This window comes from Klebsiella sp. C283, from assembly GCF_048822555.1.
Taxonomy (GTDB): Bacteria; Pseudomonadota; Gammaproteobacteria; order Enterobacterales; family Enterobacteriaceae; genus Klebsiella; species Klebsiella quasipneumoniae.
Genome location: NZ_JBMEZS010000008.1, coordinates 135,202 through 157,191, shown reverse-complemented (window position 1 = coordinate 157,191; position 21,990 = coordinate 135,202). Strand labels below are relative to the sequence as shown.

At 49.7% G+C, this 21,990-nt stretch carries 24 protein-coding genes and 1 pseudogene; 21 read left to right on the top strand and 4 right to left on the bottom strand.

Annotated features, from left to right (window positions below; translation table 11 throughout):
• Window positions 1–199 precede the first annotated feature (199 nt).
• Window positions 200–862 (top strand): YfdX family protein, encoded by a 663-nt coding sequence (locus ACOI7Z_RS17145; RefSeq protein WP_072096602.1) that lies wholly within the window; start codon window positions 200–202, stop codon window positions 860–862.
• 90 nt (window positions 863–952) lie between these two features.
• Here the strand turns inward: ACOI7Z_RS17145 and ACOI7Z_RS17140 are convergent, their stop codons facing one another.
• Both ACOI7Z_RS17140 and evgA read right to left on the bottom strand, forming a co-directional pair.
• The gene (locus ACOI7Z_RS17140; protein WP_087848568.1) at window positions 953–4,195 is read right to left on the bottom strand and encodes an ATP-binding protein; all 3,243 of its coding nucleotides are present in this window, start codon (window positions 4,193–4,195) and stop codon (window positions 953–955) included.
• Between the two features lie 4 nt (window positions 4,196–4,199).
• Window positions 4,200–4,814, bottom strand: coding sequence for an acid-sensing system DNA-binding response regulator EvgA (gene evgA / locus ACOI7Z_RS17135; protein WP_023291050.1), 615 nt, complete (start codon window positions 4,812–4,814; stop codon window positions 4,200–4,202).
• A 302-nt stretch (window positions 4,815–5,116) separates the two neighbouring features.
• Here evgA and ACOI7Z_RS17130 point away from each other — a divergent pair, with 302 nt between their 5' ends.
• A complete protein-coding gene (locus tag ACOI7Z_RS17130) occupies window positions 5,117–5,482 on the top strand; it encodes an HdeA/HdeB family chaperone (RefSeq protein ID WP_170927796.1) in 366 nt (121 codons plus the stop codon).
• A gap of 68 nt (window positions 5,483–5,550) precedes the next feature.
• Here the strand turns inward: ACOI7Z_RS17130 and ACOI7Z_RS17125 are convergent, their stop codons facing one another.
• The gene (locus ACOI7Z_RS17125; RefSeq protein ID WP_032691249.1) at window positions 5,551–5,823 is read right to left on the bottom strand and encodes a hypothetical protein; all 273 of its coding nucleotides are present in this window, start codon (window positions 5,821–5,823) and stop codon (window positions 5,551–5,553) included.
• A gap of 759 nt (window positions 5,824–6,582) precedes the next feature.
• Between ACOI7Z_RS17125 and ACOI7Z_RS17120 the strand changes: the two genes are divergently transcribed.
• The 4 genes from ACOI7Z_RS17120 to ACOI7Z_RS17105 all read left to right on the top strand — a co-directional run bounded on the left by ACOI7Z_RS17120 (window position 6,583) and on the right by ACOI7Z_RS17105 (window position 9,708).
• Window positions 6,583–8,004, top strand: a complete 1,422-nt coding sequence (locus tag ACOI7Z_RS17120; RefSeq protein ID WP_064157973.1) for an integrase family protein — start codon at window positions 6,583–6,585, stop codon at window positions 8,002–8,004.
• A complete protein-coding gene (locus tag ACOI7Z_RS17115; protein ID WP_139988936.1) occupies window positions 7,991–8,587 on the top strand; it encodes a hypothetical protein in 597 nt (198 codons plus the stop codon). The genes ACOI7Z_RS17120 and ACOI7Z_RS17115 overlap by 14 nt, the downstream gene beginning before the upstream one ends.
• Window positions 8,588–8,679: 92 nt before the next feature.
• On the top strand, window positions 8,680–8,880 hold the full coding sequence (locus ACOI7Z_RS17110; RefSeq protein ID WP_040968888.1) for a helix-turn-helix domain-containing protein: 201 nt from the start codon (window positions 8,680–8,682) through the stop codon (window positions 8,878–8,880).
• 294 nt (window positions 8,881–9,174) lie between these two features.
• Entirely contained in the window at window positions 9,175–9,708 is a 534-nt protein-coding gene (locus ACOI7Z_RS17105; protein WP_420702417.1) for a Bro-N domain-containing protein, read from the top strand.
• A gap of 411 nt (window positions 9,709–10,119) precedes the next feature.
• Here ACOI7Z_RS17105 and ACOI7Z_RS17100 read toward each other — a convergent pair whose 3' ends face one another.
• Complete coding sequence (locus ACOI7Z_RS17100) at window positions 10,120–10,305, bottom strand: YlcI/YnfO family protein (RefSeq protein ID WP_058836928.1); 186 nt, start codon at window positions 10,303–10,305, stop codon at window positions 10,120–10,122.
• A gap of 195 nt (window positions 10,306–10,500) precedes the next feature.
• Here ACOI7Z_RS17100 and ACOI7Z_RS17095 point away from each other — a divergent pair, with 195 nt between their 5' ends.
• The 15 genes and pseudogenes from ACOI7Z_RS17095 to ACOI7Z_RS17025 all read left to right on the top strand — a co-directional run bounded on the left by ACOI7Z_RS17095 (window position 10,501) and on the right by ACOI7Z_RS17025 (window position 21,565).
• The gene (locus tag ACOI7Z_RS17095) at window positions 10,501–10,710 is read left to right on the top strand and encodes a host cell division inhibitor Icd-like protein (RefSeq protein ID WP_087812480.1); all 210 of its coding nucleotides are present in this window, start codon (window positions 10,501–10,503) and stop codon (window positions 10,708–10,710) included.
• Window positions 10,707–11,048 carry a hypothetical protein gene (locus ACOI7Z_RS17090; RefSeq protein ID WP_236948731.1) on the top strand — a complete coding sequence of 114 codons (342 nt, stop codon included), beginning with the start codon at window positions 10,707–10,709 and terminating at the stop codon, window positions 11,046–11,048. Before ACOI7Z_RS17095 ends, ACOI7Z_RS17090 begins: the two co-directional genes overlap by 4 nt.
• Window positions 11,041–11,241, top strand: a complete 201-nt coding sequence (locus tag ACOI7Z_RS17085; protein ID WP_048963659.1) for a hypothetical protein — start codon at window positions 11,041–11,043, stop codon at window positions 11,239–11,241. Before ACOI7Z_RS17090 ends, ACOI7Z_RS17085 begins: the two co-directional genes overlap by 8 nt.
• A complete protein-coding gene (locus ACOI7Z_RS17080; protein WP_279763988.1) occupies window positions 11,234–11,512 on the top strand; it encodes a host cell division inhibitor Icd-like protein in 279 nt (92 codons plus the stop codon). Before ACOI7Z_RS17085 ends, ACOI7Z_RS17080 begins: the two co-directional genes overlap by 8 nt.
• Window positions 11,505–11,702, top strand: coding sequence for a hypothetical protein (locus ACOI7Z_RS17075; RefSeq protein WP_022065368.1), 198 nt, complete (start codon window positions 11,505–11,507; stop codon window positions 11,700–11,702). Before ACOI7Z_RS17080 ends, ACOI7Z_RS17075 begins: the two co-directional genes overlap by 8 nt.
• The gene (locus ACOI7Z_RS17070) at window positions 11,695–12,066 is read left to right on the top strand and encodes a hypothetical protein (RefSeq protein ID WP_099842777.1); all 372 of its coding nucleotides are present in this window, start codon (window positions 11,695–11,697) and stop codon (window positions 12,064–12,066) included. Before ACOI7Z_RS17075 ends, ACOI7Z_RS17070 begins: the two co-directional genes overlap by 8 nt.
• Window positions 12,063–13,877, top strand: a complete 1,815-nt coding sequence (locus ACOI7Z_RS17065) for a DNA primase family protein (RefSeq protein ID WP_244357494.1) — start codon at window positions 12,063–12,065, stop codon at window positions 13,875–13,877. The genes ACOI7Z_RS17070 and ACOI7Z_RS17065 overlap by 4 nt, the downstream gene beginning before the upstream one ends.
• Window positions 13,878–14,163: 286 nt before the next feature.
• A pseudogene (locus ACOI7Z_RS17060) lies at window positions 14,164–14,329 on the top strand (single-stranded DNA-binding protein); the annotation flags it as partial.
• Between the two features lie 165 nt (window positions 14,330–14,494).
• Entirely contained in the window at window positions 14,495–15,835 is a 1,341-nt protein-coding gene (locus tag ACOI7Z_RS17055; protein ID WP_064157981.1) for a Fic family protein, read from the top strand.
• A 336-nt stretch (window positions 15,836–16,171) separates the two neighbouring features.
• Window positions 16,172–16,843, top strand: a complete 672-nt coding sequence (locus tag ACOI7Z_RS17050) for a hypothetical protein (protein ID WP_142383825.1) — start codon at window positions 16,172–16,174, stop codon at window positions 16,841–16,843.
• 434 nt (window positions 16,844–17,277) lie between these two features.
• Window positions 17,278–17,454, top strand: a complete 177-nt coding sequence (locus tag ACOI7Z_RS17045; RefSeq protein WP_012540151.1) for a hypothetical protein — start codon at window positions 17,278–17,280, stop codon at window positions 17,452–17,454.
• A 71-nt stretch (window positions 17,455–17,525) separates the two neighbouring features.
• Entirely contained in the window at window positions 17,526–18,257 is a 732-nt protein-coding gene (locus tag ACOI7Z_RS17040; RefSeq protein WP_244357491.1) for a hypothetical protein, read from the top strand.
• A gap of 20 nt (window positions 18,258–18,277) precedes the next feature.
• A complete protein-coding gene (locus ACOI7Z_RS17035) occupies window positions 18,278–18,760 on the top strand; it encodes a hypothetical protein (protein WP_048965090.1) in 483 nt (160 codons plus the stop codon).
• Window positions 18,757–20,631 (top strand): hypothetical protein, encoded by a 1,875-nt coding sequence (locus tag ACOI7Z_RS17030; protein WP_048965091.1) that lies wholly within the window; start codon window positions 18,757–18,759, stop codon window positions 20,629–20,631. Before ACOI7Z_RS17035 ends, ACOI7Z_RS17030 begins: the two co-directional genes overlap by 4 nt.
• A gap of 346 nt (window positions 20,632–20,977) precedes the next feature.
• Window positions 20,978–21,565: a hypothetical protein gene (locus ACOI7Z_RS17025; protein WP_211775891.1), complete on the top strand. Its 588-nt coding sequence runs from the start codon at window positions 20,978–20,980 to the stop codon at window positions 21,563–21,565.
• Window positions 21,566–21,990: the final 425 nt, after the last annotated feature.

Genomic DNA, 21,990 nt, shown 5'->3' with positions numbered 1-21,990 from the left:
AAATGCGTCATGCTTTATTCAGCGGGCCAAAAGAAAGGTCTGAGGAAAATAGTAGGCCGCGCTATCGGCAGGCGTAAATAAGAGCGCTGAGGTGACTTTATACGCCTTGTCTGACAGCTGTCAGACAAGGCCCGCAATATTCCTTCCGGGCTCTGATTCTCAATGCCCATGATATTTTTTAAGCTGGCTGCGTTTGGTGATGCTTACCGATTTTAATCAGGAGTTAACGATGAAAAAAGTCATTCTGGCGAGCCTGCTGGCAACCATGATGGGTACCTCTCCGGTGTGGGCAGCAGATAGCGCGACGGCAGCGCCAGCCGCGGCAGCCACAGCGCAGGTGCAGAAAGAAGCCGCCGATGTGCTGCAGGTGGCAGTGCAGGGCGCGAACGCGATGCGCGACGTCCAGTTCGCCCGTCTGGCGCTGTTCCATGGCCAGCCGGATAGCGCTAAAAAACTGACTGACGACGCCGCCGCGCTGCTGGCCGCCGATGACGCCAGCTGGGCGAAGTTTGTGAAAACCGATGCTAAAGCCAAAATGATCGCCGATCGCTATGTGGTCATTAACGCCTCTATCGCTCTGTCTGAAGACTATGTAGCCACGCCGGAAAAAGAGAGTGCCATTAAATCCGCTAACGAAAAACTGGCGAAAGGCGATCAGAAAGGGGCTATCGATACCCTCCGTCTGGCCGGTATTGGCGTAATTGAGAACCAGTATCTGATGCCGCTCAACCAGACCCGTAAGGCGGTGGCGCAGGCGCAAGACCTGCTGAAAGCTGGAAAATATTACGAAGCGAATCTGGTGCTGAAAGGCGCTGAAGAGGGCATCGTGGTGGACAGCGAGATGCTGGTGGCAGGCAACTGATACCTGTTCCACCCTGAGAGAGTGCAGAGGAAGAAACTGACAAGGATGTCCCCTTAACGGTCGGGCAGGCGGACTGCCCGACCGGAACGGCTAGCGGCCGATCAGGGCGTCGATTTCGCCATCGATTTCGCGCATGACGCCGGTGATGCGCTGTACCACCTCCAGACAGCTTGCCGGCGTTAGCGAGTCAGGCCGCTTCGCCTCAAAAGGGGCGCACAGCGCTTGCAGCGCAGTAATCCCCAGAATTTGCGCTGAACCGTGCAGACGGTGCAGCGCTCGCAGAAAGATCTGTGGCTCATGCCGGGCGATTGCCTGTCCGGCAGCCTGTAAATCCGCGGCCGACGCATCGCGGAACGTCTCCAGCATCTCAGTCATCAGCGCCTGGTCTCCCCCGGTATTTTCGGTCAGCACGCTGAGCCGCAGGTGTCGGGCGACGTTTGGCGATGCGTGGCCCACCGCTAAACGGCTGAGCTCGTGGCTCAGCGTCTGAACCGACACTGGCTTAAACAGACACATATTCATGCCGCTGGCCAGACAGGCCTCCCGCGACTGCGGCAGCGCGCTGGCGGTCACCCCCCAAATCATCAGGTCCGGGTAGCGCCGACGTAGCGACGCCGCCAGCGCCAGGCCATCTTTCTTCGGCATATTGAGGTCCGTGATCAGCAGATCGTAATGTTTGCCAGCGAGCTTATTCTCCGCCTCTTCACCGTCGCAGGCTTCATCGACGCTATAGCCGATAGTGCTGAGCTGGCGCTTGAGCAGCAGCCGGTTGGTGGGATGGTCGTCGGCTATCAATATCGACAGCCCGGGCAAGGCCTGCTGCCTGGCCGGCAACGCCTTCGGCGCGCGAACGGCGCAGCGACTCACCTTGACTGGCAGGGTGATGGTGAAGGTGGTCCCCACGCCAGGATGGCTAACCATCTCCAGTCGGCCCTGCATGAGTGCGACCAGCTCCTGGCAAATGACCAGACCCAGGCCGGAACCGGTCTGTTTGCGCCCCTGGCGCGCCTGCGCATAACGGTGAAAGAGAGTGGTCTGCTCTTCTTCGCCGATCCCGCAGCCGCTGTCGCTAATGATGAGGGTCAGCTCCCCCTGCGTCTCATCCGCTTGCGTCAGCCGGCAGTCGACCTGAATCGCGCCCTCGGTAGTAAACTTCAGCGCATTGCCGATGAGATTATTGAGGATTTGCCGTAGCGCCTGCGGGTCGATCCACAGCATGGTCCCCTCCTGTAGCGCGTTATGGTCGTGGAGCGCGATCCCTTTTTGCTGCGCCAGCGCGCCGAAGGTGTGGCACTGCTGCGACACGACCTGTGCGACATCGCTCCACTGCGGGGTGATCTGGTATTTCCCCGACTCAATCTTGTCGATATCGAGAATATTACCGATCAGCCCCAGCAGGGTTTGCGCCGTCGACCCCGCCAGCTCGATCGCCTCTTTACGCTGACCGACGCTCAGCTCCGGTTTCGCCAGCAGTTCCAGAAAGCCGACGATGGCGCTCACCGGCGTGCGCAGCTCGTGGCTCATGCTGGCCAGAAAGCGACTCTTGGCTTTTGTCGCCTGAATCGCTTTGTCTTTTTCCCGCTCCAGGGCGCAGGAGAGGGCCTCCTTCTGCGCCAGCTCCTCCTCCAGCCGCTGCTGAGAGTCTTTACGTTTGCGCACTTCCCGGCACAGGGAGAGTCCCCACCCGAGACTGATGGCGATCAGCACCAGCGCGAAGGCGATCAGCTGGTAAAACTGGCGGCTGTACTGGCTCCAGTTCTCTATTTGCTGGCTGGAAATTTTCGACCACTTCTCGGTCATCTGCAGAATATCCCGCGGCGGAATGGCCTGCAGCGCTTTGCTGAGGATGGCGGCCAGCACCGGCTCATCGCGCGGGATCGCCAGCCGAATGGCGGCGACCGGGAGTCCGTCGATGCGGGCGTAGTGCAGACCCTGTGGATAATAGTGGTCGATCATATAGCGGGCGGAAAGCTCCGACGCTACCGCGGCATCCACCTCGCCTTCCTCCACCATCTTCATCGCGACGCCAACGTTATCCGTCTCCACCCAGTCAACCTGTGGAAAGCGCGCTTTCAGGTCGTGGGCGGCGATTGGCCCCACTGGCAGGGCGATCCGCGCCGGGCGGGCCAGCAGATGTGGGTCGGGGGCGCTGCCGCGGGCGACCAGCACAAAAGCCACGTTAATCAGCGGGTCGCTGAGGGTGACGTAGGCCTGCGGCTGTGGGGTCAGGGTCGCGGCGGGCATGATCGCCCAGTCCTCTTTTTCCATCCGCTTTGCCAGATCCTGACGGTTGCGCACCAGGATGGGGTCAAACTGCAGCCCGGTCTGTAGCGAGAAAATATTCAGCATATCGGCCATAATGCCGCGCAGCTCGTCCTCGTCATCCACCAGAGTAAAAGGCGGAAAATAGGGGTTGACCAGCAGGCGGACGCGACGATGCTTCTGTAGCCAGCGCTGCTCTTCGGCGCTAAAGGACAGCGGCGTATTGAGAAATGACAGATCGCCGCGGTTGAGCCAGTTTTGCATGATCCGCATCGCGGTATCGCTGTCGATAGCGTGGATAAAACGGTCAAGGAGCTGGTGCAGCGCCGGTCGATCCTCGCGGGTGACAAAGCGGTTGTGCTGCTCCTGCTGACGAAAATAGTGTGCGATGACCAGCGATTGCGAGAAATATTTCGAGATGCAGTGGCCGGTGGTGATGTTGTTGCCGATGAAATACTGATTCTCGCCGCTGACCACCGAGGCGAGAGCCTGATAGTCGCTATCGTAAAGGGTGATTTTGGCGTTGGGAAACGCCTGCTGAATGATATCGAAAAAGGCGCAATCGCGGGTGCAGGCCAGCGTGACGCGGCGGTCGGTGGTCAGCGGCGGCAGGGGGGATTTTAGCGAGGTGACCAGCGTCGGCCAGGTTTTGATCAGCGGTGCGGTGTGCGTCAGTCCCGGGGCGAGCGCATCCCGGTGCGCCACCTGAGTGAGCAGGGTATCCACCTGGCGGTCGGCCAGGGCGGCCAGCGCCTGCTGCTCGGTGTCATATTGGCGGATAACCACCTTCAACCCGAGGCTGTGCGCCATTAGCGCCAGATAGTCGGCGTTAATTCCCTGATAGCTCTCCTCGTCGCTGTCGTAGACGATAGGCGTCATCTCAGGCAGCCAGGTGCCGACGGTCAGCGTCGGCCGGGCGGCCAGCCAGACCTTTTCCGTATCGTTAAGCGGAATGTCGATTGCCGCAATGTGGGCATGGCTTTTCAGCTCCAGTTGCTTCATGGCAAACGCGGCGGGGGAGTGGCTTAGCGCCAGTCCGACAATCAGGGATAAAATAAGACGAACAACCATGGCATCACCCTATTTTATTGCGTTGCGCAAAGTCATAAAGCTCAAGCAGGGAGCTGCAGCCTAATTTATCCATCAGACGGACCTTATAGGTGCTGACCGTCTTATTGCTGATATTCATTTTGCTGCCGATGGTGGTGTAGTCGACGCCGCTGAGGATATAGCGGAAGACTTTCATCTCCTGCGTTGACAGCGTATCCAGCCGGTCCTGATCGGTGATGCCGTGGGTGCAGAAGCGCTCCAGTGAAAAGGGGAAATAGCTGTAGCCATTATTGGCCGCCTCGATCGCGGCGAGGATATTATTCATTCCCTCTTTTTTACTCACAAAACCATTGGCCCCGCAGTCGGCGCTGCGTTTGCCGTAGAACCGTTCATTTTTGGCGGAAATGACGATAATTTTTCCCTGGTAGCGGCGTTTGCGCAGTTGCTCTAGAACGTCGATGCCGCTGAGCTCCGGAATATCAACGTCAACGATCAGCAGGTCAGGCTGCATCGTTTCGGCGGCCTGCACCGCATGAGCGCCGCTGTCGAGCTCTGCCGCGACGGTAATACCGTTGGTATCGAGTAGGTTGCGAATGGCGATACGTGCCAATGGATGATCGTCAATGATTATCGCATTCATGGGGGCGTAAATCCTGATATGAAAAAGAAGGGCGATGTCTGGTGCAGGTGCGGCGGGGGTTATTTTTATCGATGCCGTAATAAGGCGCAATTGTAACACAAATCGTTTTCGCCCGGGGAAGATATTCTGGGCGAACCCTTCACTGAATATATTTGCATATCGGGATGACAGCTGTAGGAACAGGCGTTCGCTTACTTCAGCGCTGTCTGGTATTAAAAAAAATGCAAACGATTAATCTGCTCTTTTTAAGGTGAGTTGCCGGGAATATCGTCCGGTGACAACTGGCAGGTAAAATAATAACAATGGCAAAAGTGAAGCTCGCCCTTTGGCAAAAATGGGTTTGGAAACGTCTAATGGCAGGAATAATACTCGTGGCAATGAGTAGCGCCGCGGTGGGAAAGGACGCCTCGCCTGCTGAGGCGCGGACGCGCGATATGATGCGCTGTCAGGATTATCTGCAACTGGATCCGCGCACCTGGACGCCGATGGTGATCTGGCTGATGAACGATCCTTTTTCCCTGCAGCCGCCGGAGTGGACCGACTTCCATGAAGCCGAGCTGGTGCTGACGCCGATCCTCTCCGAAATCTGCCGTCAGGAGCCAGATGCCTGGCTGACTTCGCTGCGTGAACGGCTCAATTCCTACCAGCAGGTGCGGTCGCTCAATTAAGCGACCGCGATAAAGCGGCAGAAAAAGTGACTAAATGTGCAGTTAGCAGCCTTCTCCTGCGCAAAGGCTCAGCAGCGGCCCGCTTTTTTCGAGAGAGCGTCGCAGGTTTTGCTGGCTGGCGTCGGGTTGCTGCCGGCACAGATGGCATCCGAGACGGTACTGCCGCCGCCCAGCGGGATCAGTCCGTAAAGTTTCGGCTCGGCGGCTTTTGTCACATAGCATCGATGGCTGGTTTTGCCGATGGTGGCCACAAAATTGGTTTTCACATCCTGCTGCTTCGCATCGGAAATTGTCACCTGTGAAGCATCGACATTAAAAGCAAAGGCGGCGGCCTCTTTCATTTCACTTTCCGTCGCCATTGGCGGTTTTGCTACGCAACCCATTAATAACAGTGCCAGACAGGTACTGATTGATATATCCCGTATTTTCATCATTTCATCCTTTTTGTGAGTCAACGGGTTATATATAAGAGGAGCGAGAGGGGGGCGTTGATTTTGATCAGCTGGTACAGGGAAGGGGTATTTTTCGGAAATTGGCCTGAATTGTTAAAGTTATCGTGAGCAGTATGAATTCCAGCGTTGAGGGAATGAAAGGCGTTTTATGCCGACCTTGCGTAGTAAGACAGAGTAAACAGGAACGCGGCAATGATGGACTGGCTTCGGGAGGTGGGCAACGCAGATGGCCTGCGCAAACTTTTGCCAGGATAGAGCACTGTCTATTTTAGCGTAAGCGTAAATTTTCCTTTTCGCGATAACGGATTTTTTATCCTCTTAGCGGAATGGCAAGAAAATGCTGACCACGCGCATTGCTCAACGGCTTATGTTGCCATTTTATCGCTATTCTAAAATTTAGAAACAAAAAAGCCACTCTTTCGAGTGGCCTAACTGTATGTATTTACTGCTAAAATTTGGTGGCCCCTGTTGGGTTTGAACCAACGACCAAGCGATTATGAGTTATAGGATTGATTTATAACCATTATTCATTTTCGTTGAAAAACAGGTATTTAATCGTATGCATACCCCGCCATAATGCACTAATATTACCCAATATTACCTATCTGAAATATCCCCGGCATATCCCCGGGATTGCGAGAGGGAAGATTGGAAACCATCAAGTTCACCAAAGCTGCCATCATTGCGATCGCTTCTGATTCAGGGAAAAGGCTTGAGTTTGCTGACAGTGTTTTGCCCGGTCTACGCCTGCGAGTTACCCCTACAGGGTCGAAATCATTTTGTGTTACCCGGTACCGGGAAGGCAAATTCATCCGTGTCACTTTGGGTAAGTTTCCCGATCTCACTGTAGACCAGGCCCGTGACATGGCCTCACGCATCCTCGGTGAGGTGGCGACGACCCGCAGGAATCCAAACGACCAGCGGCGGGAAGATAAAAACAAATCCATCACCCTGGCTGAAGCGCTAGCGGAGTACATCAAATCCCGCGCTGGGCGTATCAAGCCGACAACTATAGAGCAGTATAAGGGCGTGCTGACTAACTTCTCTGGAGACTGGCTTAAAACACCGCTGGCGGCCATTGACCGTGAGAGAGTTGAAGTTAGGCATAAAGCCATTACTGATGGCGGTATATGGTTTGGCGATAAACCGCAGCGTGCTGGAGTAGCAGCAGGCAGTAAAGCCCAGGCTGATTTATGGGCGCGGGTTTTGCGTGCGGTCTACCGGTATTCGCATGATCATTATCGCGACAACGATGGCAACCGTCTGTTACCTGATCCGCCCACGATGGTACTGAGCACCAAACGAAAATGGCACGGCACAGCGCGTAAAACATCCCGTATCCGCAATAATGAGCTTTCCCGTTGGCTGGCCTCTGTTGATGCCGTTCGGCAACATGGAGCCAGTATCAGGGATGATTTTGCCGTATCGGTCTGCGATGCGCTGGATGTGGCTTTATTTACGGGCTTGCGCCGTGCGGAGGTGTTCGGGCTGGAGTGGGTCAGGGTGAATATGTCCGGCCGTTACTTCTGGATTGACCAGACGAAGAACGGAGACCCGCTTGAACTTCCGATTACCGATACACTGTTGGCTATCTTCCAACGCCGAAAAGAATTACGTCGTGATAATAACCCGTATGTATTTCCGGCGGAGAAAGGCGGAATAGTTACGGATCCCCGAAGGGTGATAGGCCAGATAAGCGAAGCTACCACGCAGGGCGGTACAGAGAGCGCCATTGGTTTCACCTGTCATGATGCTAGGCGTACTTTCGGCAGTGTGGCGGAGTTGGTAGGCGTTGGTTCATACATTCTTAAACGCCTAATGAACCACCGCACTTTCCGTAGTGCTGATGTCACACAGGGCTACTTGCACTATTCCGCCGATGAGTTGATGGAACCAGCGCAGAAAGTCGAGCGGGCAATACTGGAGCATGCTGGGTTAATTGAAAAAACTGGTGGGTTAGATAGCCAGTTGCTGGCCGTTATGGGGGCAATGACCGATGAAGAAAAACGCAGGATTCTTTTTGATATTCTTAATATTGAAATTAGGAACATAAATCATGGAAAAATTTAACGTGCCGGATAAATTATATTATCCAATTCATGAGGTTGCGGAAAAGTTAGGAGTCACTGTAAGGGACTTGTATCATTTTGAGGCTGTTTGTGCATTGGAACTTTGTGTGTATATAAAACACCATAGATATGATGAGAATCATAGTTTGAGTGGCACCTATAAAATTCTCCATGGCAATTTTTCAGAGGCTCAATTTGATGATGTGGATATAATCATCTACAGTGTTAAAGACGAGAGTTTAGATATTGATGGTGATATAGGTGAAATAGATTTTGGCGATGCACCGTTAGTTGTTGATTCAAAGTTTTTATATATAGAAAGAGATAGCTTGCATAAATTCCATCAATTATCCATCGATTATTTTAAAAGTACTCAGTCTGGAGAACATCCCCGAACAGCGAATAGAAAGGGAGAAGTAATTCCTGCATTATTGAAAATGATTCCAGAATTTGATGATGTTGATTTGGAAGGTGAAAGTATAAGTAAAATAGCTTCAATTTTAGAAGCAATTGCAGCAGCTAAAGGAATTGAGTTGAATCTTCCAGATAAAAATACTTGGGCGCGTTACTTGGGGAGAAAGTGAATTCACTTCTTACCTAAGTGAATTCACCCAAAATCTAGCCCGAGATACCAATAATCCTCACCGTTGTTACCCATTAACCACGGTGAGGCATCATGACTACCAACACCATGCAAGACAAAAAACTTACCCGCCCGGAAGCTGCCGCATACATTGGGGTTGCTCCGCGCACTATGGCTAACTGGCACAGTACAGGCCGGGTAAAAATCCCCTTCTACAAAGTAGGCCGTAAAAAAACTATCTACCTGCAATCAGATCTTGATACGTATCTGGCATCGGTTCGCCAGTCTGCGTAATGGGGTGGGATATGGCACAAAGAAAAGCTCTTCGTATCCGCAACTCCACTCTGAAGAAAGGCAAAACTCTAGCATCAACATGGGCACCAGAGACGAGTTTCACTCCCGCTGCTGTACCTAACGTCAATAACCCATATAGCCGTAAATCGGCCTAACAGAAGACCAATGCAACCACACGCAACTTCGTCTGATCAGCGAAAATAAATTTTGTTGCGTGGCGTTGCGTTAAAAATATTGCAGCATACCTAACGCTGTCGCGGCGGCTCTGAATAACAACTTTTTGGAGCGATAGAAATGACTCGGAAAAAATTAACTGCCTTAACTGGCAGCGGCCAGACTCACCCTGAAACCGGCAAAAAGGCGAATTTCACGGCAAATGAAAATGATATTTCGGTAATTAAATTTGAAGGGCGCACAGTCAGGATTGTGAATGTCTTCGGTGAGCCGTGGTTCGTTGTCTCTGATGTATGCCAGGCGTTGGAAATCAGCAACCCTACCAGTGCCGTTGCCTCTCTGGATGGTGACGAGGTAATGACCCTAACTTTAACTGAGGGTCATTCGGGTAAGCGTGGTGGAGCACGTAGCTGGAATATGGCCGCAGAATCCGGCTTCTATAAACTGATTGCCCGCAGCCGCAAGGCATCCACTGCTGGGACGTTCGCCCACCGCTTCAGCCGCCGCAAGGATCAGTACACAAAGAAAGCCAGTAAGTGCGGTAGTGACCTACAGGCGTGCAAAGGAGAGAAAGCCCGTCTTGAGATGGAAGAAATTGGATTATGGAGAAAGTATCAACCCGGATTGCTGGAGGGAATTGAAGATGATGCATAAAACAAAGGCAGCTTTGCAGAGCTGCCAATGTCACTACGAAAAACCGAAACAGATTAAGCATACCAGGGTTAATGCTGGTGGTCAAAACCTCACCCAACTCAATTTTGAGGGCGCTGATTTTAGTGGTTTTTTTAGCCAGCGCAATTCTGCGCCCACTGATTTTACTCAGCTTTTATGGCAAAGCCCAAAAGTGAGTTTTGCGTATAACTCATTGATTCCCGCATTCTTCCTCACTTTGGGGAAAAAGGGCGGGAAATCAAACCCTACCCTGTGCTTTCTGTTTCTTCAGTCTGATTACCGTGTTAGCCAAATAAGGGCTTTAACAATCCAGTATGTGGAATACGCAGTTGCAACTAAAAAAACAACAGCGATGGCGTCTCGCCATTTACCCCGTTCCGTGTCAGGCATAAATCATTCCTCTGGATCTGCCTTAGCTTTTTTGCGCTGCCGGCGTTTAATTTCGCCTTCTAAAGCTGCGACGACAAACTGCCCGGTGCTTTCTCCCGGCTCTTTCAATTGCTCCATCGAACCTGCGATCTCATGCGGAACCCTTGCGGCTATAGTCTGCGATTTTCGGTTGACTGCTTTGGTTGCCATACTGTTTCACTCCCTAAAAGGTGTTCTACAGTATGTACGAAATAAAAAAAGTGTTCAACACTTGACGTGTTCAACACCTTTGCATAAATTGGTGTTGAACACCTTGTGTTGTCTAAACACAATAATAGCGAAGCCCGGCAGTGCGCGAACACTAACCGGGCCTCTGACCACAAACCGTTAAGTGAGGTAACAGTTATGGCTGACAATCAGTCTACCCAAACTCGCCCTGAATTTACATGGAGATTTCTCTCCACTTCTGAGCAGTACCCTACTGCCAAACCATTGGTGATCTACGTCAACGCATCCAGTGAGCAGGAAGCCCGAGACACCATGCCCGGCGTAACTCTCATTTTCGCCGCCCGTCTTCCATTTCATGCCTTTCAGGTGATGGAGGCGGCAGTATGAATATTGCTCAAAGAGATCGAATCCTGGAACGTGTAACTCAGGTCATTGGGCGTACAGAGAGTATTGTGCCTAATACTCCAGAAAGTAATTCACACGATCGTTTATTGCGGATAAGCGCAGGTCTCTTGCATCTGTTAAATGAGGTCCTTCCTGGCATTGCCAATACGACTGAACGCGAAGAAATAGACGAAATAGCAGTGTGGGTAGATGCCATGTATTCCATCACGATGATAGAAGCGTTAGATGCAAAATCACTGCCTCCCACAACCGAGCCAGGCTTTCGCAATGAAGTACCTGCGCCGACATTCCCTTCAGGTCAGGAGGTTCGCCATGAGTGAATTAACCGTCCAGCAAGCTGCTGATAAAGCATATCAGGCAGAAATTATTCTCGCCCTGATGCAGGGAAAGTCGGCTGTGCGCATGGAAGATAGCGAAATTGACGCGCTGATCGTGATGGTTAAAGAGTTGATCGGCGATGTAGGTAGTTTTCTTGGTGAAGAAGCATCACGTGAGGAGGTGGAAAATGCATAACCCTCAGCCTAAAAACTTTACCTGGCTTTTTCTGGCAACTTACGCCGATGCTAAAGCGCTCCCTGTCGTTCTGCGTACTCAGGCTAATACCGAAGATGAAGCCCGTTCACAGCTTAGTGGTGATTTTTCTCTGACATTCGCGGCAAAAATCCGTTCCGATTGTCCTCTCACTTGTCATTGGGTGGATCGGGATAGTTCTGTTTTGTGGTCTGTCATGGGCTGCAATGCTGACGCCTCAATTCAGCAAATGAAGGGGGGCCGCAATGTCTAAGCTCGAAATATTGACCCTGAAGAAGGCGAAATCGCGAACTTTACAGCTTTCAACGTTGCTTATGGTGATTTCAGAGAACGCTGTGCAGGAGCACGAAAGGCAATCTCTGGTCGAGCTTGCATACGACATTTCGTGTGAGCTTGCTTCCTTCATTCTTGAACAAGAACTGCCGGAGGTAGGCCATGCATAACCCGGCTGAGTTAAACGAATCGCTTGAAAGGCGTGTGGAACTGCTGACTGAAAAGGTGCTGTTCCTTGAGCAGCAGATCAAAACACTGACTGACAGCCAGGGGGGAGAAATCCCCCCGGGTATGGCACCAGTATCTACGCTGGCTGCTGAGTTCGGTATCTCCACCAAAAAGGCGGAAGAACTGGCGAAAAATACCGGCGTGATGATGGTGAAGTTAAAAGCAGGTGGCTTTGTTGCGCCGGAAGAGAAATTCAGGGAGGTGGCCAGACAGGTGTTACGTAGCGCTAAACGTAAATACGGATCGGCGTACTGGTATCACCCGTTGTTAGGTAAATTCCAGATGAGTGGAGGGATCCCGAAGTGAAAAATGCACCGAACCTTAAACATCTTCCCAGGGAGAAATTCACCGAGGCAGTTATTTTTGCGGGAACTGATGCTTATGCGCATGCGAAAGGGTGGGAGGAGGGCCTGGGTAAACAGGTTGCCGAGGATACGACGCCTCCCATCTACCTGGGCCCAAAACAACTGGCTGAGCTGGCGAACCTGAATATCGTCGATAAAGGGCGACGGAGTGCCCGCGTGTACCTGGCCGGAGATATTGAACCGATACAGATTAACGCTATTGGTGAAAAGCTGGCGCTGGCAGGTGTACAGGATGCCAAATTGTATAAAGGTATTCCCGATCGCCAGCCTGAGGACTGGCACGATTATCTGAGTCGACTGCGTGAACAAGCGGAACGGAGGAAAAGAACGGTGGTCGATCTGCCAGTAACTAAGCGAGAACCCTTGCAAAATAACGTAGTGCCAGCACTGAACCAGATGGGGGCCAGCCAGCGCGGTGAGGTGCTGTTGGCTCACTATGATGGCAACCTGGCGATTCATGCCGACTCCGATACGGTTCACCACTACAACGGTGTTGTCTGGAATCCGCTGCCGGATAAAGAACTGCAGCGTGAAATGGCACAGATCTACATCGATTCCGAGGTGGCTTACTCACAGAACGCCATTAAGTCTGCTGTGGAAACTATGAAACTGAGTCTCCCGGTTATGGGGGTTACAGCCCGCAACCTTATCGGCTTCAGCAATGGGGTATTTGATACCCGGACGGGGCAATTCAGGGAGCACAACAAGACCGACTGGCTGCTGATCGCCAGCGAACTCCCGTTCAGTCCGCCAGCAGAAGGCGAGACACTGGCGACTCATGCGCCGAACTTCTGGAAATGGCTTCGTCGTTCTGTGGCCAGTAATGACCGAAAGACCGACCGTGTACTGGCTGCGCTGTTTATGGTGCTTGCGAACCGCTACGACTGGCAGTTGTTCCTTGAGGTCACGGGGCCGGGTGGCAGCGGTAAGAGTGTCATGGCAGAAATTTGCACGATGCTGGCGGGCAAGGCCAACACCGTATCAGCCAGTATGAAAGCGCTGGAGGATGCGAGGGACAGGGCGCTGGTGGTTGGTTATTCGCTGATCATCATGCCAGACATGACGCGATACGCTGGCGACGGCGCCGGTATTAAGGCCATTACAGGTGGCGATAAGGTGTCAGTCGATCCCAAACATAAGGCACCTTACTCGACGCGGATACAGGCGGTCGTGCTGGCCGTCAACAATAACGCCATGACGTTCAGCGACCGCAGTGGCGGAATATCCCGTCGTCGGGTGATTTTTAACTTCTCCGAGGTCGTGCCGGAAGATGAACGTGACACGATGCTGTCCGAAAAGATAGAAGGTGAGCTGGCCGTCATCATTCGTCACTTGCTGATCCGCTTTGCTAATCAGGACGAAGCTAAAAGACTGTTACATGAACAACAGAAATCAGAGGAGGCGCTGACTATCAAGCGTGAAGGTGATTCACTGGTGGACTTCTGTGGCTATCTGATGGCATCGGTGGTGTGCGATGGCATGTTTATTGGTAACGCTGAGATTGTACCATTCAGCCCACGCCGCTATCTGTATCACGCCTACATGGCATACATGCGGGCCAATGGCCTGAGTAAGCCAGTGTCGTTAATGCGGTTCGGTACGGATATGCCCGGAGCTATGGCTGAGTATGGGAAGAAGTACGAAAAACGGAAGACCAAGCACGGTATCAGGTCAAACGTCACCCTGCATGATGATTCAGAAGACTGGATGCCATCATGTAACAGCACTTCTGAGAACGGCAAGGCAGAGTAAAGTTACAGATTAAGTGTTCACCAGTATTCACCCTGTTAAAAAAATTATTTATAACAGTAGGTTAAAGGGTGAACACTTATTTGTTAAGTATTCACCAGGTATTCACCTGTTCACCTTTTGATTGTTTTTTGTCCTAAAAGGTGAAGGGTGGGGTGAACACTTGTGAACACCTTAAAGAAGAGTGTTCACCATATAACTACATGAATTTAATTATGAAATTTGAAAGGGTGAAGGGGTGAACACTTAAATGCATATTTTTTAATTTTATAGCTTTGGGGCTTCGAAAATGACAGTACAAATATCAGCATATGGTCGGCTGGTGGCCGACCCTGAGACCCGGACAACGGGAAAAGGCGCGAACATGGCTATGGCACGCGTGGCAGTATTGCTGCCCTGTAATGCGGTTCATACCAGAGAGGTCTTTCTGGCTGCTTGTTATAGTCTTTGATCATTAGGCTGACACGCTGGCTAAACACCGTAAAGGTGACCCTGACAGCAAGGTGGCCTAGATAGATTGCAATGACTAAGGGGCAATGCAAACGAGATGTGCAGACTTGACTGAGTTGGAAGAATTGCATAATCTCAAATCAACATCAAATTTTATAAATTGAGGTAATATGGCAAAACATCCAGTAGAACAAGCACCTGTGCTTAATTTTTCAGATCTAAAGATTGACTCAATCTTACCATACCTCAGTAAATATGGTGTGATTGACGAACGTGGACGCTATCTACACTGGAGCCAGCTAAAATGGAGGGTACCAAGTAAGGAAGCAAATGATATCTGGTTGGCCATCAAGTTTAATAGACATCACTTGAAGAAAAATATAGGTCTTCTGGATAAGTCTAACAATGGATTTCATTATATTATTCATGACTCTCTGGAGCCAAAATTGCATAAAATTGTGCAGTTAGGGGCGGGAAGGATTGCTGCCGTTGCTGGTGCTCAGGCGTCTAATAATATAAAACAAAATTATCTTGTTTCTTCATTATTGATGGAGGAGGCGATAACCAGTGCTCAATTAGAGGGGGCTGCGACTACAAGGGCAGATGCAAAAAAAATGCTGGAGGAGGAGCTGTCTCCGGTAACTGAGGGTGAAAGGATGATACTCAATAATTATATGCTTTTGAGGCTAGCGGATAGGAGAAAAAACGAACCGTTAACAAGAGACTTAATGCTTGAGTTTCATCGTGTGGCTACCAAAGGAGTATCTGAGAATAATAATGTACCAGGAGAATTCAGATGCAGTAATGATATTTATATTGGTGATGAGGATAATCCATTATTTTACCCTCCAGATCACTCTCTCCTAGAGGAGCGGCTAGAAGCTATTTGCAGATTTGCAAATGATAGTCATGATGGTGAGAGTGGCTCTAAGTTCATTCCTCCGGTAATTAAGGCTATTATTTTGCACTTTCTGATGGGGTATGAACATGCATTTAGAGACGGGAATGGGAGGACCGCTAGAGCAATTTTCTACTGGTTTATGTTGAAAAATGGATATGATATATTTGAATATATATCTATTAGTAAAGTTATAAAGGAACACGCTCGGGATTATGGTCTGTCATATCTGTATGTTCAAAAAGATTTCGGTGATTTGACATACTTTATTGATTTTCATTTGAGGGTTATTTTAGAGGCTTTTGATGAGCTTCAGGAATATTTGAAGGTTAAAACCGATGAGTTTTATGAAATAGTAAAAATACTGGAGTATTCAAAGTACAAAGATGCCTTAAGCTTTACTCAAAAGGATTTGATAAAAAAAGGTATAAAAGAGCCAGGGAGAATGTTTAAGGTCAAATCTGTTCAAAACATTTATGGTGTCAGTGAAAATACAGCAAGGAAAATCTTAAGAGAGTTGGTTAGTTTGGGTATTTTCTTGCCCATAACTCTTGGGCGAACTACTCATTATATTGCGCCGGCTGATTTGAGAGACAGATTAAAGACTAAATAGTAGTGCTTTCGTATTGCTAAATAGGCTAGTTTGTTGAATTAGACGGAGAGGAAATTGATATATGGATAATAAAGAGATCTGCGCCAGAACTGTAAGACGAAACAGCAAGGCAGGGCAGCAGGAGGCTGGTTACTAACGCCTTGCGTCGGGCACCTGAGCAACATTCACCAGCAACCGTTTATGGCGATTTTTGAGCAGATGCCGACATTTAATGATGGTTTTTTGTATCTCCACAAGTTTGGGGTAATTTGATGTACTGATGGAGTAATTTGAAAGGTAAATGTATTTTTATTACTAGTTTCTTGGTTTTTATTGTTAAAGTTGATAGGTGTTAAAATGGATATTGAAAGAAAAAATGAGTATTTACGGGTGCTTTATCATGAATTAGGACATTGGTTTGTAGCAAAACAAGTAGGTTTTAATCCATTGTATATCAAGGTTAAATCTGAGTGGGCCTCAACATGGGTTTCTAGCGGTCATTGCTCGACGGCTTTGTATTGTTTATGTAAGCAGGAAAATGTTACTGACTATTTAATTGATAGGCAGTTAGTATTGCTTGCGGGAGCGGTTTTCGAGGCTGTTTATTTAAATGTAAGTACAGAATGTGCAATTTATAATCTTCAGAACGATACGGCTAGCAATGACAATGAAAAGTTTATGGAATTGGCTATGCTTTCACTTAATTTATTACTTGGTAAATTTGGCAGTAAAGTGGATGATTTATATGAAAGGTCAAATAAACTTCAGCGTGATTGTCTGCATGAAGAAATTTTAATGCATAGAAAAGATCTTGTTGAGATTATTTTCCTGGTCTGTCGCAATAAGATTAATCATTTTTTTGATGAGGTTGGGTGCATTTTTGATGATTATTTAGAGTCACAAGGTGATATTGGTGAGGTCGAGATTCCAAGTGAGGCTTTAGATATTGCTTACAAATCAATTATTAAAGATGTTTATTTTTTTAAGGATGCCTCAGCATTTAGAAAAGGATTTTTTCGGAATCTATAATTTATCTTCTATGAGTTTATTATTTTCAGGGGCGTGGCATTCCTTCTTTATTTATAATTGCTCTCAGAATATTTTTCTTAAGTTCAGGATATTTATCAGGTGGGTATGTTTATCTTAGCGTTGTTTTCATGTATTGATTTTTAATACTGAAACCACTCAGTAGTTTGAGTGTTACACGTAAAATAATAACTCTCATAAAATGCCTTTATCTGGCAAGGAAAAGGACCCAATTCGCCCTCATCTCCACACATCTCTTCCTCACCCCTCAAGGCTACTTAACTTTCCCCTCCATTCGGTAACTCACCCAGCACCTCTCAGAGAGTCCTTAATCTTTATGATTAAAATATTTTATCTTGACGATTTAATTTATTGATCATAAGTTAACCCCATACAGAAGAAGTCTGTACGTTTAACCAGTGTCAGGAGGTCAGGAAATGGCAGTAACCAGCAAAAAGCCGATTCTTGTCGATCAGCCGATTCTCGAAGGTTTACAGCGCCTTCGGGATGATGAATGCCGACGTTCTGCCGTTGGCGCAGCTCCAAGCATTCAGGAGCTGGCGCGTCATCTTTTGCGGCAGGGTATCCACCGGCATGAGGCGGGCAAGAAGTAACGCTACCGCCCAAAAAGGAGAAACCAATGCCGCTAATGAAACTACCCTCATGGGCGCGAGCAGCGTTCGGTATGAAAGGTAAGAAAAAACAGTCCCAACTCTCTGAGGAAAAACCATCTATGTTCGATTTCTCGCATCTTTCAGGAAAAAACAAAACGAAGGGTGAATCTGATAACGGGAATGTGCCACTGAAACTGGACAGTGACGACACCAGGATCGCCAGACCTAAGCAGCACAGTCGCGGCCACAATGTCGCGGTTTCCCCGGAGGCAAAAAATAACCCGGTTCTGGCGGTTCGTTTGTTGAAGGAAACGGAGCTTTCTTCGAAGAAAATAAAGCTGCAGCTGGCATCGTCGCCGATAGCGCTTTCTGTGTTTACCCAAAAGTTTATGGAAGAGAACGACCCGACCTGGGAATTTCAGGATGACGAAGAGAAAGCTCGCTCGGCGCTAACGTTTTCAACGCAGAACCGTGATGCAAATGGTTACTCTGCTGCCCAGAGTAGCGCTCTGAAGGCGCTGAAGAAGATGGAAGAGCCTCTGACAGAAGACGAGATTAAAGCATTAGCCAGCAAGGCATCTAAGATGCAAAACGACTATGACCCTATGTCACCTCAGAATGTGAATGCTCGCCGTAAGGCTGACGAAGAGTACCGGGAAGAGGTCGCGCAGGCAGCTGCACGCCGTAACGATCGTATCCGGGCATCTGGTGTGAGCCTGCCGGGAGATACCCGTCGCGTGAATGGCAAGATTGAAGGGCCAGCAGGCGAAGCCGAACGCCTTAAATCACAGGTTCCTCTCTGAGAGCTGCGGAGATGAGCGTTATGAACTTTCAGCACCTCAACAAGCCGCAATCTGATGCGCAGTCGTATGGCTTTTCCGGGCGCCGTATGCAGCGTATGCACCAGCTTCAGCAATCGGTTGAAGAAGAGGAACTCCCTGAATTCCCCCATTCTGATGCGCATCTGATAGCGGTGAGCAAAGAGGCAAAACAAAATCCGATACAGGCATTTCATCTTATCGCGGAAGGGATCCCACATCAGCAGGCCATTGCCAGACTAAAAGGCAGCGCTCGCCAGCTCAGTCGTTTTACCCGTCGGGCTATGGAGAAAGTTTATCCTGGCTGGGAGTTCCTTGATGCCGAAGACCAGAACATGGCGGCATTCCAGCACAGCATGATTAACGGTGACACAAACGGCTATCGTGCAGGTTTTAATGCTGCCCTGTCGGCGCTGGAGAAGTTTGTAGAGCCCATTACGTTTGATGACATCACCAATAGCGTTAATTCGCTGGTGGAGGAAGCATGAGTAATTCATTCGATTTTGAACTGGTTGCCGGTGATCATGTCAGCGAAGCAATAGCACATATCGACGAGGCTGTTCGCAATCTTGAACCTCAACTGGAGAAGACCCGGAAAGGGTTACAGTTGGGTGGACAGGAGACGCTTGATGGGCTGAATGGGTATAACTCCAGACTGGACATCATGGCCAGCACGGCTCGCGATAACGTTCAGTTTATCGGAGACATGATCCCCCCATTAAAAATAGTGGGGGAGATGTCGTCTAAAATTGCCGGAATGGGGCTGGCAGGTGGAGTTGTTGGGGCCGTCGGTGGCGTGGCTTACGCAACGGGTAAACTTGCCGAGAGTTACAAAGAGGCAGCTCGGGGCGCTTATGACCTGGACACCCATGCGAAAAATACCGCGATGAGCGTTCAGGATTTTTCCCGCCTTTCAGGTGCCCTTCAGCTTGTGGGGGCCGATAGCGAAAGCGCTGCTTCTTCCATTGAGGGAATCTTTAAATCACTCAACGAAGCGAACAGTGCGGGTAATGCTGTTGTCATGTCTGCTATGGCGCAGATAGGCGCACAAATTGAGAAAAACAAAGATGGTTCGGTTAATACGCTAAAGACGCTTGAATCCATCGCAAGGATTTTCCCTAAACTTCGTCCTGACCAGCAGAAGTCGTTCGCTAATGCCATGGGGTTAACCCCTGAAATGTTGACACTGTTGCGCGAAGGCTCGAAGTATGCCGGGCTTCTGGCAAAAGCGGATAAGGTAGGATTGACGGTGGATCCCGCCCTTAACCAGCAACTTACAAGCTTCGATGTTGCAGTTAAGGAAGCGAGCGCTTCCTGGGACGGATTCAAATCAAAGCTTGAACGTAAGGTTTATGCCTCTATTGATACCAATGGCCTTACCGATATGGTGAATGGCTTTACGGATATGCTGGCGAATAATTTCGACAACATTTCCATGGGGCGGTTTGCCGGACAAAACAAAGGCGACGACTCAGAGCTGATGCGCAGAGCGCTGGCAGATCCTGAATTCCAGAAAAGACTTAATGGGAATGAAAAAAACCAGCTAACTGCTGGCGTTATGACCGATGAAGCAAGGAAGAAATATCACCAGTATTTTTATAACCAGGATCGATCCCGGCAACTACTGAGGGATGTCAACGCTATTACCCGACCCGCTCCTGTACGCGGTCAGATCCCCTATAGCCCGGCCAGTAAAAACACACCGGGATTTCGAAATCATAACCCTGGAAACCTGAAAGCTGCACCTAACTCAACCGGGAAGAGGGGCAAATTTTCCACATTTGCCAGCGATGATGATGGTCTGTCGGCTATGGCTCGCCAACTGATGCTTTATGGCGATCGTGGAAATAATACTCCCGGTGGAATTATTCATACGTATGCTCCGAGTTCTGAAAACAACACGCGTGCATATATTGACGATGTGACCTCAAGAACCAGGTATGGAGCCGATCAACGGCTTGACCTTCATAACCCGGAAGTTCTTAAGACGCTGATGGCCTCAATGATTCAGCACGAACAGGGCTCACAGCCCTACACTGAAGAGCAACTGAAAAAGGCGATACAGTCAGCCATTATGGATGATCAGTGGTCTGGACAGAGAAACCCCGAAAGGTTGACGCAGCAGCGTCGGGATATCATTTCTGGCGCCGGAGGTGGAGGACGATCCTCTTCCATACTGTCTCCTGCGGACGGAGACAGTAATGTTAACGTAATTACCGAGAATATAACCCGCTCCCTTACGGACGCTCTTGCAGAACAACCATTGAGACTGGAAATAACGATGATTAACGATAAAGGCGAGCGGAAAACGTACAACGTTGAAAACAATGGGAAAATCATTACGCCCATGAACTATTGATGCGGCCTTCCACCGTCGCCTTACAAAAATGGGTCCTTCCTGAGACTTTTGTAAGGCACGGGCATTGCGCGCCGCAGTGTTTGTGCAGCTACAGGTTTTCAATTTGATTGACACTTTACACTTGACACTTTTTGTTGACAGGTTGTTAAAGTCCAGAAGCGGCGCGTGATGCAGGGGAGTTCGTGAGAATTTTGATTGATAGTTTGATTGACACTTTCAGCCCGAAAAGTGTCAAGTTGACAGAAAAATGTGTCAAGCGGTTGACCACTTGACGTTTGATTGACAGTTTTCCGCTGGCGGGTTGACACTCTGGCCAGCCGGCGACAATGAGGCAGGAGAAAAAGTTATGTCATTAATGAGCGTCAGTCAGTACGCAAAACATGCCGGAATGAGCCGGCAGGCGCTGTATAACTGGGAGAGCCATGAAGGATTTCCTGCGCGGGTTGACGGGAAGATTGACCAGGAGGCCTGTGATACTTATCTGGCCCGATACCGCAGCGCCAGTGACCCGCGTACGAAGAATGCCAGGGGTAAAACCAAGCCTGCTCCAGCTGGTGAGGTGCAGGGGAATATGCTGGTGGAAATGAGCGTCGCGGAGATTAAGCGCATCATAGCATCAGGCATCTCCAGGGTGGCCGGGATGGATCCGGACGAACGAGCCCAGGTTGCTGCAAAGGCCGTAGAGCTGTTTGTAAGCGAAGGCCCCTATAACCCGCCTGTAACGTTCGGCGGCTACCGGCTGTCGATTGTTGAAACGCCAGATGATGAAATCGGGCAGATCATCGCGGGCGGTGCGTTCGGCCTGTCAGCCTGTGATGTGATTTACGAGTGCCGGGATTACACCCTGACTCTCATGAGTGATGAAACCGAAGAAACAGCCATGCGGAGGGTTATACCTTCGTTGCTGTATGCCCTGGCCGACGATACCGACTAAAGCAAAGTGTGCCAGCGGGCTCCTGTTATTCCAGCCCTTTAGGGCTGGTTTTTTTAAGCTTTATGACTGCGAAGCATCGTACAGAAAGGACAGTTACAGCCACTTACCGGGCTGGCAGTACAGGTTCCGATATTGACTGCCTGAGATGTTCCGGTCTGTTGTCGACTGTAAAAATTGTTGGTGATGTTGTCGGCGAGGGTTTCAGCCTGCATTGAACTCGCTTCGTTTGTAGCGACAGGTTGTGATACGAAAGCGAGTGCGTTGTATGAAGTGAGGACGAGAGATACAGCCATAATACTTTTTATTTTCATGTTACAGATCTCAAGCGATGGGGGAAGTGGCGTTGCTCATATTATAGGCTTTATCAAAGTATGCAAAATCCCGGATTAAATATTTCGTAAACCCATAACAAAAAATTCCCTCTG

Bases quoted from the DNA above. Each gene is read 5' to 3' on its own strand.
- ACOI7Z_RS17145 (WP_072096602.1), top strand. From the start codon at position 200: ATGCTTACCGATTTTAATCAGGAGTTAACGATGAAAAAAGTCATTCTG.
- ACOI7Z_RS17140 (WP_087848568.1), bottom strand. From the start codon at position 4,195: ATGGTTGTTCGTCTTATTTTATCCCTGATTGTCGGACTGGCGCTAAGC.
- evgA (WP_023291050.1), bottom strand. From the start codon at position 4,814: ATGAATGCGATAATCATTGACGATCATCCATTGGCACGTATCGCCATT.
- ACOI7Z_RS17130 (WP_170927796.1), top strand. From the start codon at position 5,117: ATGGCAAAAGTGAAGCTCGCCCTTTGGCAAAAATGGGTTTGGAAACGT.
- ACOI7Z_RS17125 (WP_032691249.1), bottom strand. From the start codon at position 5,823: ATGAAAGAGGCCGCCGCCTTTGCTTTTAATGTCGATGCTTCACAGGTG.
- ACOI7Z_RS17115 (WP_139988936.1), top strand. From the start codon at position 7,991: ATGGAAAAATTTAACGTGCCGGATAAATTATATTATCCAATTCATGAG.
- ACOI7Z_RS17110 (WP_040968888.1), top strand. From the start codon at position 8,680: ATGACTACCAACACCATGCAAGACAAAAAACTTACCCGCCCGGAAGCT.
- ACOI7Z_RS17105 (WP_420702417.1), top strand. From the start codon at position 9,175: ATGACTCGGAAAAAATTAACTGCCTTAACTGGCAGCGGCCAGACTCAC.
- ACOI7Z_RS17100 (WP_058836928.1), bottom strand. From the start codon at position 10,305: ATGGCAACCAAAGCAGTCAACCGAAAATCGCAGACTATAGCCGCAAGG.
- ACOI7Z_RS17095 (WP_087812480.1), top strand. From the start codon at position 10,501: ATGGCTGACAATCAGTCTACCCAAACTCGCCCTGAATTTACATGGAGA.
- ACOI7Z_RS17090 (WP_236948731.1), top strand. From the start codon at position 10,707: ATGAATATTGCTCAAAGAGATCGAATCCTGGAACGTGTAACTCAGGTC.
- ACOI7Z_RS17085 (WP_048963659.1), top strand. From the start codon at position 11,041: ATGAGTGAATTAACCGTCCAGCAAGCTGCTGATAAAGCATATCAGGCA.
- ACOI7Z_RS17080 (WP_279763988.1), top strand. From the start codon at position 11,234: ATGCATAACCCTCAGCCTAAAAACTTTACCTGGCTTTTTCTGGCAACT.
- ACOI7Z_RS17075 (WP_022065368.1), top strand. From the start codon at position 11,505: ATGTCTAAGCTCGAAATATTGACCCTGAAGAAGGCGAAATCGCGAACT.
- ACOI7Z_RS17070 (WP_099842777.1), top strand. From the start codon at position 11,695: ATGCATAACCCGGCTGAGTTAAACGAATCGCTTGAAAGGCGTGTGGAA.
- ACOI7Z_RS17055 (WP_064157981.1), top strand. From the start codon at position 14,495: ATGGCAAAACATCCAGTAGAACAAGCACCTGTGCTTAATTTTTCAGAT.
- ACOI7Z_RS17050 (WP_142383825.1), top strand. From the start codon at position 16,172: ATGGATATTGAAAGAAAAAATGAGTATTTACGGGTGCTTTATCATGAA.
- ACOI7Z_RS17045 (WP_012540151.1), top strand. From the start codon at position 17,278: ATGGCAGTAACCAGCAAAAAGCCGATTCTTGTCGATCAGCCGATTCTC.
- ACOI7Z_RS17040 (WP_244357491.1), top strand. From the start codon at position 17,526: ATGAAAGGTAAGAAAAAACAGTCCCAACTCTCTGAGGAAAAACCATCT.
- ACOI7Z_RS17035 (WP_048965090.1), top strand. From the start codon at position 18,278: ATGAACTTTCAGCACCTCAACAAGCCGCAATCTGATGCGCAGTCGTAT.
- ACOI7Z_RS17030 (WP_048965091.1), top strand. From the start codon at position 18,757: ATGAGTAATTCATTCGATTTTGAACTGGTTGCCGGTGATCATGTCAGC.
- ACOI7Z_RS17025 (WP_211775891.1), top strand. From the start codon at position 20,978: ATGTCATTAATGAGCGTCAGTCAGTACGCAAAACATGCCGGAATGAGC.